Annotated in this window: 9 protein-coding genes; 4 read left to right on the forward strand and 5 right to left on the reverse strand. The window is 71.8% G+C overall.

The window, feature by feature from the left end:
- Together CAP_RS43575 and CAP_RS51840 are read right to left on the reverse strand one after the other, a co-directional pair.
- Positions 1-1,932: a serine/threonine-protein kinase gene (locus CAP_RS43575; protein ID WP_052373988.1), complete on the reverse strand. Its 1,932-nt coding sequence runs from the start codon at positions 1,930-1,932 to the stop codon at positions 1-3.
- Between the two features lie 173 nt (positions 1,933-2,105).
- The gene (locus tag CAP_RS51840; protein ID WP_052373989.1) at positions 2,106-2,714 is read right to left on the reverse strand and encodes a FliH/SctL family protein; all 609 of its coding nucleotides are present in this window, start codon (positions 2,712-2,714) and stop codon (positions 2,106-2,108) included.
- A gap of 384 nt (positions 2,715-3,098) precedes the next feature.
- Here CAP_RS51840 and CAP_RS02570 point away from each other — a divergent pair, with 384 nt between their 5' ends.
- A complete protein-coding gene (locus CAP_RS02570) occupies positions 3,099-4,160 on the forward strand; it encodes a response regulator (protein WP_044235583.1) in 1,062 nt (353 codons plus the stop codon).
- A 9-nt stretch (positions 4,161-4,169) separates the two neighbouring features.
- Here the strand turns inward: CAP_RS02570 and CAP_RS02575 are convergent, their stop codons facing one another.
- On the reverse strand, positions 4,170-7,115 hold the full coding sequence (locus CAP_RS02575) for a hybrid sensor histidine kinase/response regulator (protein WP_044235585.1): 2,946 nt from the start codon (positions 7,113-7,115) through the stop codon (positions 4,170-4,172).
- Positions 7,116-7,328: 213 nt separating this feature from the next.
- Between CAP_RS02575 and CAP_RS02580 the strand changes: the two genes are divergently transcribed.
- A complete protein-coding gene (locus CAP_RS02580; RefSeq protein WP_044235587.1) occupies positions 7,329-7,799 on the forward strand; it encodes an NUDIX hydrolase in 471 nt (156 codons plus the stop codon).
- A 615-nt stretch (positions 7,800-8,414) separates the two neighbouring features.
- The gene (locus CAP_RS02585; protein WP_044235590.1) at positions 8,415-9,209 is read left to right on the forward strand and encodes a hypothetical protein; all 795 of its coding nucleotides are present in this window, start codon (positions 8,415-8,417) and stop codon (positions 9,207-9,209) included.
- 262 nt (positions 9,210-9,471) lie between these two features.
- On the opposite strand, the gene CAP_RS02590 is transcribed toward CAP_RS02585, so the two are convergent.
- Together CAP_RS02590 and CAP_RS02595 are read right to left on the reverse strand one after the other, a co-directional pair.
- Complete coding sequence (locus CAP_RS02590) at positions 9,472-12,111, reverse strand: hypothetical protein (RefSeq protein ID WP_044235592.1); 2,640 nt, start codon at positions 12,109-12,111, stop codon at positions 9,472-9,474.
- Positions 12,112-12,199: 88 nt separating this feature from the next.
- Positions 12,200-13,834: a Ppx/GppA phosphatase family protein gene (locus CAP_RS02595; RefSeq protein WP_081864485.1), complete on the reverse strand. Its 1,635-nt coding sequence runs from the start codon at positions 13,832-13,834 to the stop codon at positions 12,200-12,202.
- Between the two features lie 50 nt (positions 13,835-13,884).
- Between CAP_RS02595 and CAP_RS02600 the strand changes: the two genes are divergently transcribed.
- A complete protein-coding gene (locus tag CAP_RS02600; RefSeq protein WP_044235594.1) occupies positions 13,885-14,541 on the forward strand; it encodes a hypothetical protein in 657 nt (218 codons plus the stop codon).
- The last annotated feature ends 13 nt before the right edge of the window (positions 14,542-14,554 follow it).

Consider the following 14,554-nt stretch of genomic DNA (forward strand, 5'->3'; position numbering starts at 1 on the left):
TCAGAAGCCAATATCGTCCTCCCGTGTCTTCCTGCGCGACCCCGGCCGCGGCGGCACCTCCGCAGGCGCCTTGCCCGGCTGCGCCGAAGCGCTCCCTGCTGGCGGCGGCGCGCTCCCAGGAGCCGCACTCCCCGGCGGCGTACTCCCCTGGCGAGGCTCAGCCGATGCCCCGTCCTCTGCCCTGGGGGCCGTGTCACCCGCCGACGGCGCATGCTCTCCACCCTGCGGGCCTCCCTTGCTTCCGGGCCCCGCGCCCGCCTCCGGAGGCATCACCGAGGGCGCTCCCTCCGGCCCTGAATCCGCACCGTCGGCCACCAGCCCCGAGACCGCGAGCACCATCCCCCCGATCGCCAGCGCCACCCCCACCGCAATCGCCGCGACCCGCAGTGGCGTCCGGAGCGTGCTCTCCCCGGCCCTGGTCGCCCCGAACCCCTTCAGCGTTCCCCCCCCCGCCCCCCTGTCCCCATGCAGGTCCAGCGTGCCCCCGGATCCAGGCCCCGCACCCGCAAAGGGCGTCGTGCCTCCGAACCCGGGCGCAGCACCGCCGAGCGGCGTCGTGCTCCCGAGCCCGGGCGTCATCGCCTGACCGAACGCCGCTCCGGGCCCGCCTGCCCCTGGCCCTCCGGCAATCGCTCCACCCCCGGGCGGCGCGCCGGCGACGGGCATGGTGCCGCCGGCCATGAACGCGGATGTCGGCCCTGGCCCCTGCGCCGCTTTCCACGCCGCGATCGCCGCCTTCACCTCGCCATCAATGGCGCCGTCCGACCTTCCACCCGTCCCCGCAGGCGAGGCTTGCGCTGCTGCGCCTGCAACCAGGGGCGCTGGCGCGACGGGCCCTTGCGCCGCCGGCGGCGCACCGGCGCCCTGCACCATCTGCACCGTGACGCCTCCGTCCGACGCCTCATCGCTTTCATACACGGCCGGCAGCGCACCACCGCCATGCGACGCACCACTCCCATGCGACGCACCACCGCCATGCGACGACTGGAGTGCGCCCCCCCCGTGCGACGCGCGCAGCGCACCGCCCCCGTGCGACACCTGCTGCACGCCGCTCCCGGGCGCCATCTGCGGTGCCCACGCCCCCCCGGCTGCCACGCCTCCTGCTTGCCCCACGCCTGGCCCGCGCACCGCCTCAACGAACGCATCGGCCATCTCTCCTGCCGACGCGAAACGACGCGCAGGATCCACCTGCAGCGCCTTCGCCATCCAGACATCGATGGCCTGGGGCAACCCTGCGTTCACCGCGCTCGGCGGCGTGAACTTTCCCTCGTTCACGGCCACCGCAAGCGCCCCGAGCGACTTGCCGGAGAAAGGCAGCTTGCCGGTCAGGGCGTGGTACGCCACCGCCCCGAGCGCCCACAGGTCCGCCTGCGGTCCCACGTGCTTCGCGCTCACGAACTGCTCGGGGCTCATGTAGAGCGGCGTCCCCAGCATGATCCCCGTGGCCGTCATTCCCGTGTCGCCATCTCCCGAGCGCTGCTTCGCCACGCCGAAATCGAGCAGCTTCACGAACAGCTCGCCGTCGACGTCGGTCAGGAACAGGTTGTCGGGCTTGATGTCGCGGTGAATGACCCCGACCCGGTGGGCCTTGCCGAGCCCTCGCGCTGCCTGGACGACGATCTTCGTCACTTCCTCGGGCGGCAGCGTACCCACCCGCGCGAGGCGCCGCCCGAGGCTCTCCCCCTCCAGCAGCTCCATCACGATGCACAGCGATCCATCGTCCACGACGCCGTGGTCGAACACCTGCGCCACGTGAGGGCTGCGGATGCGCGCTGCAGCCCGAGCTTCCTGCTGAAAACGCGCCACCAGATCGGGTTCCGCAGCGACCTGAGGCGACATGAACTTCACCGCCACCCGGATGCCCAGCATCTGATGATCGGCGACCCACAGGCTGCCCATCGCGCCTTCCGCCAGCGGGCGGACCAGCTTCAACGTAGGCGTAATCTGCTGTCCGGCGCGCATCGAGCTTCTCTGTCCCGCGGGTCCGTCGCGTACGCTAGCCCGGGACAAGTCCCAGGGCCAGCGCAGCGCACCCCGCGCGGGTTCACGTACCGACAGTGACGCGCTCGGTCGCGGGCCGCTCGCGCCGCTTTTCCGTCAACTCTTCAGCCAGACCCGAGCTGCTGCTCGACTTCCTCGCGCGCGCCACGGCCGACGAGCTCGCACCACCGGATGAGCACCTCGGGATCCTTCATGCCTTGCACCCGCGCCCGGAGCGACGGTGACACCATCCCGAAGCGCACCTCGTACAGCATGAGCAGTGCCTGGCGCGCCGCCGCGAGCCCTTGCTCCAGCCCGCGTTCCAGCCCCTGCTCTAGCCCGCGTTCCAGCCCCTGCTCTAGCCCGCGTTCCAGCCCGCGTTCCAGCCCGCGTTCCAGCCCGCGTTCCAGCCCGCGTTCCAGCCCGCGTTCCATCCCCTGCTCTAGCCCGCGTTCCAGCCCGCGTTCCATCCCCTGCTCCAGCCCGCGTTGAAGCACCTGCTGCTCCCACATTTCCAGCGCGTCCTGCGTGCTCATGAGAAACTCCCTGTCTCCGCTCGTTTGCTCATCCAGGTTCGCCGGCACCGTCAGCCGGTAGCGTAGCATGATCGGCAGGAACACCCGGACCTCCAGGGTGTCGGGCGACAGCGTGCGTAGCGCTGCGATGGCCCGCCGCAGCGTCGCTCCGGCGCCCCAGCAGACCCAGAGGCCGCAGCGCCGGAGCGCGCGCGTCATCCGGCTCGAAGTAGAGATCGATCCGCTGCGCGTCCAGGCTCACTTCCTTCTCGGATTCCGTGGGACCCGCAGGGGCGATGAGCGCGCACAGGGCGTCCTTCGCATACTGGTCGTAGCGATTGCGCATCGCACCTGGCCTCCAGCCAGTTCACTCACCATCACCGGGGCGCACGGACAATCCGCGGTCGGTGACGCCGAGGTGGCGACCATAGCTACCCATGGGCGAATGGCCAGCAATCAAACGTTCTTCAGGGTTGATTCATGCGCATGGAATGAGCGCGGTCCATGCAATCGCGAACCTCTGGGGAACCTCGGGCGGCTTCACGAGAGAATTTACCCGGAGCTTGACGATGGTTCCTTCGTCTGGGAAGGTCAACCTTCGCGATGGTCCACGCAACGCCAAAGGATGACGACGACGTAGCCGGCCAGCATGCGGCCTCGCTCATTCTCATCGTCGACGACAACCCGGTGAACCTTCAGCTCCTCTCGGAGCTGCTCGAGATCGAGGGGTACGACGTCGCCTCCGCCAGCGACGGCGAGATGGCGCTCGAACGGGTGCGCTACGAGCCCCCGGACCTGATCCTGCTCGATGCGCTGATGCCGGTGCTCGATGGGTTCGAGGTGTGCAGGCGCCTCAAGGAGAACCCGGCGACGCGCCATATCCCGGTCATTTTCCTGACGGCCCTCGCCTCGGCCGATCAGAAGCTCCGCGGCCTCCGGCTCGGCGCTGCCGATTACCTGGTCAAGCCATTCCAGGAGGAAGAGGTCCTCCTCCGGGTGAAGAATCACCTGGCTCTGGTCGTGGCCACGCGCGCGCTTCGCGAGAAGAACGATGAGCTGACCCGGCAAATGCACGAGCTGTCACGGGCCGAGGCGCAGCACGCCGAGCTGACGCTCTCGCTCGAACGGAGTGCCGCGGCCCTCCTGGAGGCCAAGGAGCAGATCGAACGCGAACTCGGCGAGCGGGTGCGCGCCGAGGAGGACCGCGCCAGGCTCTCCGAAGAGATCATCGCCCTGCAGACCAGGCGCCTGCGCGAACTCGCGGCGCCCATCATCCCCATCACCGACTGGCTCGTGGTGGTCCCCCTCATCGGCGAGATCGACGAGGTGCGCGCGGAGCAGGCGCAGGAGTCGCTCCTCGCCAGCGTGAGCGAGCACGGCACCGAGGTGGTCATCCTCGACATCACCGGCGTCCCCACCATCGACGCCGACGTCGCCCTCGGCTTCATCGAGGGCGCCCGCGCGCTCCGCCTCGTCGGCGCCAGCGCCATGATCACCGGCGTCAGCCCCGAGGTGGCGCGGGCCCTCGTGGGCATCGAGGTCGACATGTCCCGCATCCCCACCTTCGGCACCCTGCAGCGCGGCATCGCCCACGCCATGGCCGCCCGGCAAGCCGCGAAGGCGAACCGGGGCGCACGCCGGCAGGACCGCCACGAGGGCCGCTGAGCCCCGCGATCAGCCGGAAGGGGCGCCGGTCGCGGTGTACCGTCGGATGAGCGCGGCGATGTCCTTGAAGCGGTAGCCCTGGACCAGCTCGCGCAGGCGCGCGGCGAAGGGGTGGTAGCGCGGGTCCTTCTGCTCGATGCGGGTCGCCTCGTCGAGGAGGTTGCGCATGCGCCCCCGGTTCGCCAGGTCCAGGAGCCGCGACAGATCCTCGGCGGGCGGCGGCACGAGGTCGGACTCCACCTCGTGGATTGTCACCTCGGTCAGCGAGCGCCGGCTCATGGGCGGGCTGTCGGCGTGCACCCAGGTGAGGCCGAGGCGCTTCTCCAGCACCTCCAGCAAGGCCGCCGCGCGCACCGGCTTGGGCAGGAACTCGTCGGCCCCTGCCTCGCGGCTCCGCGCCACGCTCTCCACGGAGACGCTCGCCGACGACGCGACGAGCGGTACCCCGGCGAGCGTCTCCGACGCCCGGAGCCGCCGCAGCACCTCGTGGCCGTCGAGATCCGGCATCGACAGGTCGACCACGATCAGGTCGGGTGCGCGCAGCGCCGCCATCGCCAGGCCCTCGTGCCCACCATCGGCCGTCGCCACCTCGAAGCCCAGCGGCGCGAGCAGCTCGCCGATCACCGCCCGGTTGTCGGCCAGATCGTCGATCACCAGCACCCGCCGCCGCGGCCCTCGGTAGCCGGTGATGGTCTCCCACGCGACGTTCGCCTCTGCCGCGCTCACGCCCGAGACCTCCGGCAGCGTCAGGGCCACCTCGAACACGCTCCCCTTGCCGGGCGCGCTCTCCACGCACAGCTCCCCGCCCATGAGGCCCACGATCTGCCGGCTGATGGCGAGGCCCAGGCCCGTGCCCTCCGCGCGCCGCGCTCCCCCTCCTGCCTGCTCGAAGGGCTGGAAGATCCGGGTGAGATCCGCATCGGCAATCCCGGGCCCGGTGTCCTCGACACGGAAGCGCACCCGGCGCATTCCCACCGGTACCTCGGCTTCACCGCCTTCACCGCCTTCACCGCCTTCACCGCCCTCACCACCCTCACCAGCGTGCGCTGCGCCCCCGCGTGCCCTCTCTCCGCGCGCTTCCCCCGTCACCACCCGCAGCGTCACGCTCCCGTGCTCGGTGAACTTCACGGCGTTGCCGAGCAGGTTCCACAGCACCTGCACGAGGCGCTTGTCGTCGACCCGCACCCCCGCGAGGGGCGCGCCTTCGAGCACCACCTGGAACCCGACACCCTTGCTGTCCGCCTTCGCCCGGCACACCTCGGCGACGTTCTCCAGGAGCGACGGGAGGTGCACCTCCCGCGGCGACAGCTCCAGCTTGCGCGCCTCGATCTTGGCGAGGTCGAGCACGTCGTTGATCAGCCGGAGGAGGTGCTCTCCGGAGCGCTGGATCACCTGCACCCGGTCGCGCTCCGTGGAGCCCGGCGCCGCGGCGCGGTGCAGGATCTGGGCGTATCCGAGGATGCCGTTCAGCGGCGTCCTCAGCTCGTGGCTCATGCTCGCGAGGAAGTCGCTCTTCGCCTGGCTGGCCGCGTCGGCCGCGTCCTTGGCGCGCTTGAGCTCCGCGGTGCGCTCCTCCACCCGCGCCTCCAGCACCTCGTTGGCCCGCTCCAGTTCCTGGTTGGCGCGCTCCAGTTCCTGGTTGGTCTCTGCGAGCGTCCCGTAGGCCTCCTCCAGCGCCGACCGGCTCGCGGCGATGTCCTCGAACGAGCGCCGCAGCTTGCGGGCCATGGCGTTGAAGGCGCGGCCCAGCGCCGACAGCTCCCGGATTGGCGCCAGGGGCACCTCCTGGTCCAGGTTGCCCTTCTCGATCGCGCCCGCGGCCGCGCCGATCCGCTGGATGGGCGCCGCGATCCGGCGCGCCGTGACCAGGCCGAGCCCGATGGCCACGAGCAGCGACAGGCCGCACAGCGCGATGGTGCTCCGGGTGTTCGCGAGGACGCGGTCCATGAAGTCCGCCTCCGGCACCACCACCACGATCAGCCAGTCGATCCCCTTGCCGGCGTGCAGGGGCTGCACCTGCACGAACTGCCGTGCCCCGGCGATGTCGAAGTCGAGCTGCGCGGTGGCCTCGATCCGCGCGAGATCGCCGAACCGCGCGGCGAGGAACCGGCTCGTCTCCCGCACCAGCGGCGCCTCGCTGTCCGCCGCCTTGATCCGCTCGGTGCGATCCCCGCGGATGACGAAGATGGGGGCGTCCGTGGAGGTGGCGAGCAGCTCCCCCGTGCGCTCCATGAGGAAGGTCTGGCCGGAGCGCCCGATGGAGAGGCCGCGCAGGAACTCGTTCACCTGCAGGAAGAAGAAGTCGCTCCCGAGCACGCCGAGCAGCTTCCCTTGCCGATCGCGCACCGGCAGGACCGCGGTGATGGCCAGCCCCTTGCTGACGAAGTGGCGGTACGCGCCGCTCCACGCGGGCCCGTCCGCGTCGAGCCCCGCCTTGTACCAGGGCCGCTTGCGCGGATCGAAGTCGGGGAACGCCTCCGCCTCGCGGGTGCGCTCGCCCTGGCCGTCGACCTCGTAGTAGCGGGAGGCGCGGCCGGTGGAGTCGTCCTCCAGGACCACCTGGAGGCGCCCATCCGGCATGCGCCGCGCGCCGTAGAAGTCGCCGCTGTCCGCGCCGAAGAAGGTCATGCCGACCGGCGCGAACGAGCGCAGCATGTGGAAGAAGTGCACCTCGCGCTCGTGCCTGTCGCCGAGGTCGAGGTGCCCGTGGGTGATCTCCTCCGCGTTGAGCCGGTTCACCAGCGGCGGGACCGCCAGGTACGAGGTCATGCGGTCGAGGATGCGCGCGCTGATCTCGCCCCGGAGCTGCCCCGCCAGGTCGACCACCGCCCGCTCGCCATTCCGGAGCGACAGGTACCCGGTGAGCCCCACCGCGAAGGCCACGAGGAGCACGAAGGGGACGACCAGGACCGCCCGCAGCGGCACCCTGGCGAACGCAGCCTCGATCCCGCGCATGGGTGGAGGTGAGGACATGGACAGCCCCCAAGTGTAGCCGATCCGCGCCCCACCCCCTCCCACCCCCGCGCCACGCCAGGGGTCCACCTCAGGCGCCCCGCTCCTACCCGATCGCCTCCCTCCCCCCGAGCTTTTGCAGGCTCACCGGGAGGGCGCGCCCGGTCCCGCGAAAGACCGGGGTGAATTCGGGGTCCGCCATACTAGGCTTGGGGGATGATCGACGAGAGCTGGTACGTGCGGCCGCCGGGCGTGAAGGAGCGCATCTCGGCCGGCGGCATCGTCGTGCGTCGCCACGGAGGACGCACCGAGATCGCCCTGGCCCGCGAAGGTGACTTCCCGCACTACGTGCTGCCGAAGGGCGGCGTCGAGGAGGGCGAGTCCCCCCAGCAAGCCGCGCTGCGCGAGATCGCCGAGGAAGCCGGCCTCGACGAGCTGACCCTCCTCGGCGAGCTGGGCACCCGCGGGCGGCTGACCTTCAACCGCAAGCGCTGGGTGACCGTGCACTACTACGCCTACCTGGCCGAGCACGAGGGCGGCCTGCCCACCGACAGCCGGCGCCACTACCACCCCGCCACCTGGTTCCCCATCGACCAGCTCCCCGAGATGTTCTGGCCCGAGCAACGCGAGCTGGTCCAGGCAAGCCGGGAGACCATCGAAGCCTGGCTGCGCAAGCGCGGTCTTTGAGTCTCCACGAGGGGACGCGCGTCCCCTCGCCCCGCCGGGAGTGAATCCCGACGGGGCCCCACTCCCCGCGAACCGCTCTCGCCAGCCACCACGCTGTGCCCCTGGGCAGGACGTCGCGCCCTGGGATTCCTTGGAGGGCCCCACCGTTCCCTCAAGACCACTGCGTTCGGTGCCTCACACAAGGGTCGGCTGGCTCCTCCGCGATGTGAGGACGGTGACCCGGACCCACCGCCGACATGCAGACGGTGACCCGGACCCACCGCCGACATGCAGACGGTGACCCGGACCCACCGCCGACATGCAGACGGTGACCCGGACCCACCGCCCCCGCGGGGATGCCCTCCGAAGACTGAGGATGGGCGGCAGGAGGCGGGCGAAGGGTCCAAAAAAAGTGGAACGGGGGAGGAATGGGGATCCGTTCGACCGGCGTTGGACTGGGTGGATGGAGACAGCGGCACCCGGTGGCCACGCCACGCAGGGCGCCTCCCTGGCTCCAGCCCGGCGTCATCTGGCCGCGTCGGTCCACCTCACATGAACTGGCGTCGTCCAGGTCGCCGTGCTCGCAACCCGCTTCTCTGGAAGCACCTGCACTGCCCTACGAAGAAAGAGGCTCTCATGCTGGACACTGCGCATCTCGAAGTGGACCGTCAGATCAACGTCGGCAACGCGCTGGGACCGATCCTGGCAGCGCTCCGCCCCACGCCCCTTCAGAGCACCACCGTCACCCGCGGGGATGCGGTCATCGCTGCCACGCTGGCGCTCCTCAACGCCCGAGGTACGCCCCCGAAGCTCGTCGATCAAGCCACCGACTCGGTGGTGACGGCCTTCGACCGGACGCTCGACACCCGCGAGCAGATGCTGCGCGACACGCTGGTGCCGCTCGGCCCGCAGCAGCTCGAAGCGCTCGGACGCCTGCGCTTCCTGCGGGCGCGGCTGTTCCCCACGGGGACGACGTTCATCCGGCTGCCCATGGAGCTGGAGTGGCGTCACCTCACGGAGCTGAAGACGCACCTGGAAGATGACGAGGTGGTGGCGGCCATCGAGGCGCTGGGACTTCAGCCCGAGGTGGAGCACGTGTCCGCGCACCTGGAGCGCTACGGGCGCGCGCTGGGGCAAGACGGCGGCGGCGCCGGTCGGGCCACGGAGCTGGCCAGCACGGCCTGGCACGAGGCCTTCCGGCGGTTCGCCGCGCAGGTGCTCGCCGACTACGGCGACGACCTGGCAACGCAGCGGGAGCTGCTCGGGCCCTACGAGGCGCAGCTCGTGCAGCAGCGGGTGCTGGCCAGGGCCCAGCGGAGGGCGCGCGCGGCGGAGGCGGCAGGCGCCGGAGGTGGCAAGGACGAGGGCGGCAAGGACGAGGAGCACGGGCCGCCGTCGAAGCTGGGAAGCGCTGCACCTGCCGCGGGGTGAGGCGCGAGGCGGTGACGCCACGAGACCAGGCGCTGCACTAGAAGAGGCGCGCTGACCTCGAACGGGGCGCACCCGACCCGGACTCCTGGCCATTGCTGCTGTCCTCGTTTCGGATGCGCGCAGCAATGCGAAGAATGACGCTGAGCAAGGCGAAATGCTCCCGCCATTTCATGGTGATTACACCTGCGAGATGGCTGGGAGCAGCGTCGTCCAGTGATTGCAGTGCACTGAGGCGTGAAGGCAGCCGCGCGCCTTCACACCCTCACGACACCTCGCCCAGCGCGGCTCGGGCGAGGTGGTGTCCCGGGTTGAAGTCGAGGGCGCCCCGGTAGGCGTCACGCGCGGCGGGGAGATCGCCGAGGCGCTCGCGGGCGACGCCGAGGTTGTAGGCGATCTCGGCGCGGTGGAGCGGGGGGATCAGGCCGTCACCCTTGAGGACTTCGAGGCGCTGGGCTGCGTCGGCCGTGGCCTGAGGGTCCTGCCGTTCGAGCAGGAGGTCGGCGTGGAGGCGCGCGAAGAACCAGGGAGGGGGTGCGCTCTCGGCAGTCCAGGTGCGCGCGTGCTGCAGCGCTTCGTGGACGTGCCCGCGGAGGGCGAGGGCGCGAAGGAGGCACACCGTGGTCGCTGGGTCTCCCTGAAGGGAGCGCTCGCGCAGGTGCTGGAGCGCGGCGTCACCGCCGCTCGTGGTGTGGAGCGCGGCGAGGAGCGGCCAGTGCGCGGCGTGCTTGGCGCGGTGCTCCGGCCGGGCGAGGAGGAGGCGCGCGGCGTCGAGCGGGTTGCACGACACGAGCAAGGCGGAGAAGGCCGCGGGGGTGAGCTGGGAGGCGGAGGTGGCGAGGAGCCTTCCGATCTCGCGGGTCGCGCTGGCGCCGTCGCCGACGAGATCGCAGGCGAGGAGCCGGTCCTCGTCGGAGGGCGCTGCAGCGCCGGTGGCCGCGGCAGCTTTCTGCACGGCAGCGGCGAGGGTCTCGGCCGAGGTGCCCGCCATCCACATGGAGAGCATGAGGTGCCCGAGGGGGGAGGGGCGTGCGCCATCGCGGGGCCAGGAGGAGAGCCAGCGCGCCGCGGACTGTAGGGGCCGGGCAGGGCGGGCCTGCGTGAGCGCGGCGCTCGCGGTCTTCGCGGGGGCAAGGTCGGCGACGGGGAGCAGGCGGCGCAGGTCGTCGCTCGGGCCCTGCACGCAGACCGGAAGGCCGGCTGCCTTGAGGAGCGCGAGCATGCGGAGCGTGGCGGCGCTCTGGCGGGGGCGCGCTGCGAAGTGGTCGAGGTACCGGAAGACGGCGGCGTGGATCCGGCCGGCGCGGTGGAGGCGGAGCAGGGTCCAGCCGATCGCGAAGGGGCCCAGGCGGTCTGGAAGCACGGTGAGATCCGTGGCGGCGCCGGTGGTGATGGTCGTCGCAGGGCCGCAGTCGACCCGGGCGAGGTGGGCGCCGTACGTCATCTCGAAGGCGGGCAGCAGGGAGGGCTCCGCGTCAGTGGGAGAGAGGACCACGACGCCCGCAGGGCACATGGCGTAGGTCTCACCAGCGCTCGGGATGAACAGGGGCAGCGGGGGCTCGGGTGCGGCACTCGACGCGGCGTTCGGCGTGGCGTCTGGTGCGGCATTCGGCGCGACGTCTGGCCACAACGGGTGCCGCGCGTCGGGGAGGATGTCGGGCCACACCGTGGGGCGGCCGCTGCCGTCGAGGCCCTGGTCGTGCGGGCCCGGGAAGGACGCCTTGTAGCGGCTCTTGAGGCAGGAGAGGCGCCGGAGCAGCTCGCCGGTGTCCGGGTCGGGGGCGAGGTCGAGCTGGAAGACGACGTCGGTGAGGAAGGGCAACGCGGAGGGCGTCGCGGGGGTCGTCTCCTCGACGATGACGGTGGAGATGCCCTGGGGCTCCAGCGACTGGACGAGGGAGAGCAGCGCGGTGCGCAGGGTGAGGTCGGTGTCTTCGCCGGCAGGATCGGGGAGGCCGAAGGCGTCGATCACGACGGCGCGCACCGGGAGGCCGGGAGGCGCTGCACCACGGGTGCCCTCGGCGCGGGCGGCAAGGAGCTCACGCACGGCCCTGATGGCGGCGTGCTTGCGCTCCGAGGTGGTGTCGACACGCTCGCCGGCTTGCGTGGCCGGGAGGTGGGCGGTGCGCAGCGCGCCGGGCGGGAGGGGGGATGCGGTGGCGCCGTTCGCGCTGCTCGCGCTGCTCGCGCTGCTCCAAGGAGTGCTCACGCCGTCGCCGAGGGCGAGGGTGATGGCCGCGTGGGTCACCTCGGAGGGATCGACCTCGGTGGTGAGGTAGAGCGCGAGGCCTCCCTGCGCGCGGGCGATGGCATGGGCGACGGAGACGGCGAGGGTGGTCTTGCCGGTACCGGCGCCGCCGCGGACGAGGACCGAGGTGGTCGCTGGCTGGTCAGGCTTCCTGGCGACGAGCGGGAGGCCCGGCGGCTGGAAGACGTGGGCGAGACCAGGCGTGGGGAAATCGAGGACGAGCTTTTCGCCCCACGTGCCCGGCGTCGTCGCGGGCGTCGTGACCGCGGGCGTCGTGACCGCGGGCGTCGTGACCGCGGGCGTCGTGACCGCGGGCGTCGTGACCGCGGGCTCGGAGGCTGCGGGTTTCGAGGCGGTGGAGGGTGCTTCCTTCGGCTTGCCGGGCGTCGCTTTCTTCGGCGCGCCAGCCGCGGCTGTCGTCGAGGGGACGGGCACCTCGTTCTTCGATGCGTCGGCGGTAGCTTGCTTCGAACGGACGCGGGCAGCCCCTTCCATGGCCGCCTCTGCAACGGACGTCTCCTCCCCGGTCGCTTTCCCGGCGCCCGCTCTCTTCGAGGTCGGGGCTGCCGGTTGCTTCGAGGGCCTGGCCGCTGCTTGCTTCGAGGTCGTGACCACCGCTTCCTTCGCGGTGGCGCTCTGGGTCTTCTTCGCGCTCAAGGCGCCGATGCTAGTCACGCGCTCCGGGGCTGGCGAGCGACAAGCGACGATCGCTGGGCGATCAGGTGCGGGTTCCGGCGTTCCGCGCTCATCCCCGCTGCGGGCCCGGGGTCGCGGTGCTCGCGGGGGGGGTGCTGCTCGCGCGGCGGCCGGAGTTCGGGCCGAGGCTGCCGCCGAGGAGGCGGACGTCGAGGCCGAGGGCGTCGCGGAGCATGCCGGCCTTGGCGATGACGGTCCACTCCTCGAGGGAGCGGTCGCCGGCGCCCTGCACGTCGAGGATCACCGTGTCGGCCTCGATGCGGGCGGAGAGGCCGGTGACCTTGGCGCGGTGCTCGCGGTCGAGGGCGTCGGCGACGCGGAGGATGGAGGCGAGGGCTTTGACCTGGGAGCGGGCCTCGCGGGAGAGGGCGCGGAAGTTGTCGTGGTCGGGGCTCGGCGGGGTCTTGCGGTGGTAGCGGGCGACGTTGGCGACGATGGCGCGCTCCTCGGGGGTGAGGCCCATCAGGTCGCTGTGGACGATGATGTAGTAGCTGTGCTTGTGGTGGCCTTCGTAGCGGACGAAGTCGCCGACGTCGTGGAGGAGGGCCGCGGCGTGGAGGAGGATGCGGTCGCGGGGGCCCATGCGGTGGCGGGGGGCGAGGTCGTCGAAGAGGCGGCCGGCGAGGCGGGCGACGAGGGTGCCGTGGGCCTCGTCGAAGTGGTAGCGGCGGCCGAGGCGGAGGCAGGCGTCGTGGACCGCGGCCATCTCGGCGGGGAAGTCGTGGCCGACGAAGTGGACGAGGGCGAGGTCGACGAGGACGCCCTCCTTGAGGCCGACGCCAGGCGCGGAGATGGCGCGGTGGTCGAAGTCGCGGGCGACGCGGCCGAGGATGGTGGCAGCAGGGACGATGGTGTCGGCGCGGTCGGGGCGCAGGTTGTACTGCTGGATGCGCTCCTCGGGGGTGCGGACGCTCAGCTCGGCGAGGAGGCTCTCCATGGAGGAGACCTCGATGGCGCGGCCCTCGGGGAAGGCGCTGGGGACGGGGCAGAGGTCGGCGAGGGTCTCGATGTTGCCGCCGGTGCCGATGAGGAGGTCGGGGCGGCCGCCGGTGAGGTCGCGGATCTCGCGGAGCGCGTCGGCGAGGATGCGGCCGATGTACTCCTGCATGAGGTGGCGGCAGGTCGCGTCGAGGGGGCGGCGCTCGTCGAGGAAGGCCTCGATGAGGCGCACGGTGCCAACGGGGAAGGAGCGGGAGAAGATGCTGTCCTTGCCGCGCAGGAGGGTGAGCTCGGTGGAGCCGCCGCCGATGTCGATGAGGAGCGCGGTGCGGGTGCCGACGGGGATGCGCTCGCCGACCGCGAGCTGGACGAGGCGCGCCTCCTCGACGCCCTCGATGACCTCGACGTGGACGCCGGCTTCGCGGGCGGCGCGCTCGACGAAGAGGTCGCCGTTCGAGGCCTCGCGGGCGGCGCTGGTGGCGACGGCGCGGTAGCGGTCGACCTTGGCGCCATCCATGGTGGCGCGGAAGCGGGTGAGGGCCTCACAGGCGGCGCCGATGATGCTGGGCTCAAGGCGTCCCTTGGTGAAGACGTCGTGGCCGAGCCGGACAGGCGCCCGGTCGGCCGCGACGTCACGGAAAGGCGAGAGGCGCGGGCCGTCCTCGCCCACCGCGGGGGGATCGACGTCGACAATGCGCAGGCGGATGGCATTGGATCCAATGTCGATCGCCGCGAGCCTCGCCATGCGGGAGAAGTAGCGAAGCCGACGCGCGTTGGCTACTCTCAGACACGGTCATGCAGACTCATGCGGCGAACGTGGGGCCGGGGATCACGGAGGTCGAGGTGGCCCAGGGGCCGGAGATGCGCCGCGCCGAGCGCGCGGGGAGCGCGGGGAGCGCGGGAAGCGCCGTGCCCCGCAGGGGTGGGTGGCTGGGCGCGCTGGGGCTGAGCGGGTGGGTGGCGCTCGGCGGGATCGCGCTGGGCGGACTCTCTCTGGGGGCGATCGGGTGTGGTCCACCGCCGGCGCGGGCGCCGAACGCGGTGAGGCTGCTCGACGAGCGCCGCGCCATCGAGGTGATCCGGCGGGCGATGACGCAGGAGGGGACGCAGCCTGCGCCTGCGCGCGAGGTGAAGCTCCTGAGCACCGGGGCGATGGTGCAGGTGGACGTCGGCGTGCAAGGGCACGACTACGGGGTGGTGTACGTGACCCAGGAGGACGCGGACAAGCTCGGGGTCGCGATCCCTCCGGCGAACCGGCAGGAAGAGAAGCTTCGGCTGGTGCGCGCGGGTGAGGACGGCGAGACGCGGCTCGTGCTGCTCTACCAGACCAATTACCGGTACGACGACCTGGTGGGCGAGGAGCACGAGCAGACGACGATCACCGCGGAGCGGCAGCTCACGCGCGACGTGCAGGACTTCGTGACCCACGCGCGGACGCGGAAATTCCGGTGACCGGGAGCGGCGA

It is taken from the genome of Chondromyces apiculatus DSM 436, assembly GCF_000601485.1.
Lineage (GTDB): Bacteria > Myxococcota_A > Polyangia > Polyangiales > Polyangiaceae > Chondromyces > Chondromyces apiculatus.

Excerpts from the sequence above, each read along its gene's own strand:
- CAP_RS51840 (WP_052373989.1), bottom strand. The coding sequence starts at position 2,714 with ATGACGCGCGCGCTCCGGCGCTGCGGCCTCTGGGTCTGCTGGGGCGCC.
- CAP_RS02570 (WP_044235583.1), top strand. The coding sequence starts at position 3,099 with ATGGTCCACGCAACGCCAAAGGATGACGACGACGTAGCCGGCCAGCAT.
- CAP_RS02575 (WP_044235585.1), bottom strand. The coding sequence starts at position 7,115 with ATGCGCGGGATCGAGGCTGCGTTCGCCAGGGTGCCGCTGCGGGCGGTC.
- CAP_RS02580 (WP_044235587.1), top strand. The coding sequence starts at position 7,329 with ATGATCGACGAGAGCTGGTACGTGCGGCCGCCGGGCGTGAAGGAGCGC.
- CAP_RS02585 (WP_044235590.1), top strand. The coding sequence starts at position 8,415 with ATGCTGGACACTGCGCATCTCGAAGTGGACCGTCAGATCAACGTCGGC.
- CAP_RS02595 (WP_081864485.1), bottom strand. The coding sequence starts at position 13,834 with ATGGCGAGGCTCGCGGCGATCGACATTGGATCCAATGCCATCCGCCTG.
- CAP_RS02600 (WP_044235594.1), top strand. The coding sequence starts at position 13,885 with ATGCAGACTCATGCGGCGAACGTGGGGCCGGGGATCACGGAGGTCGAG.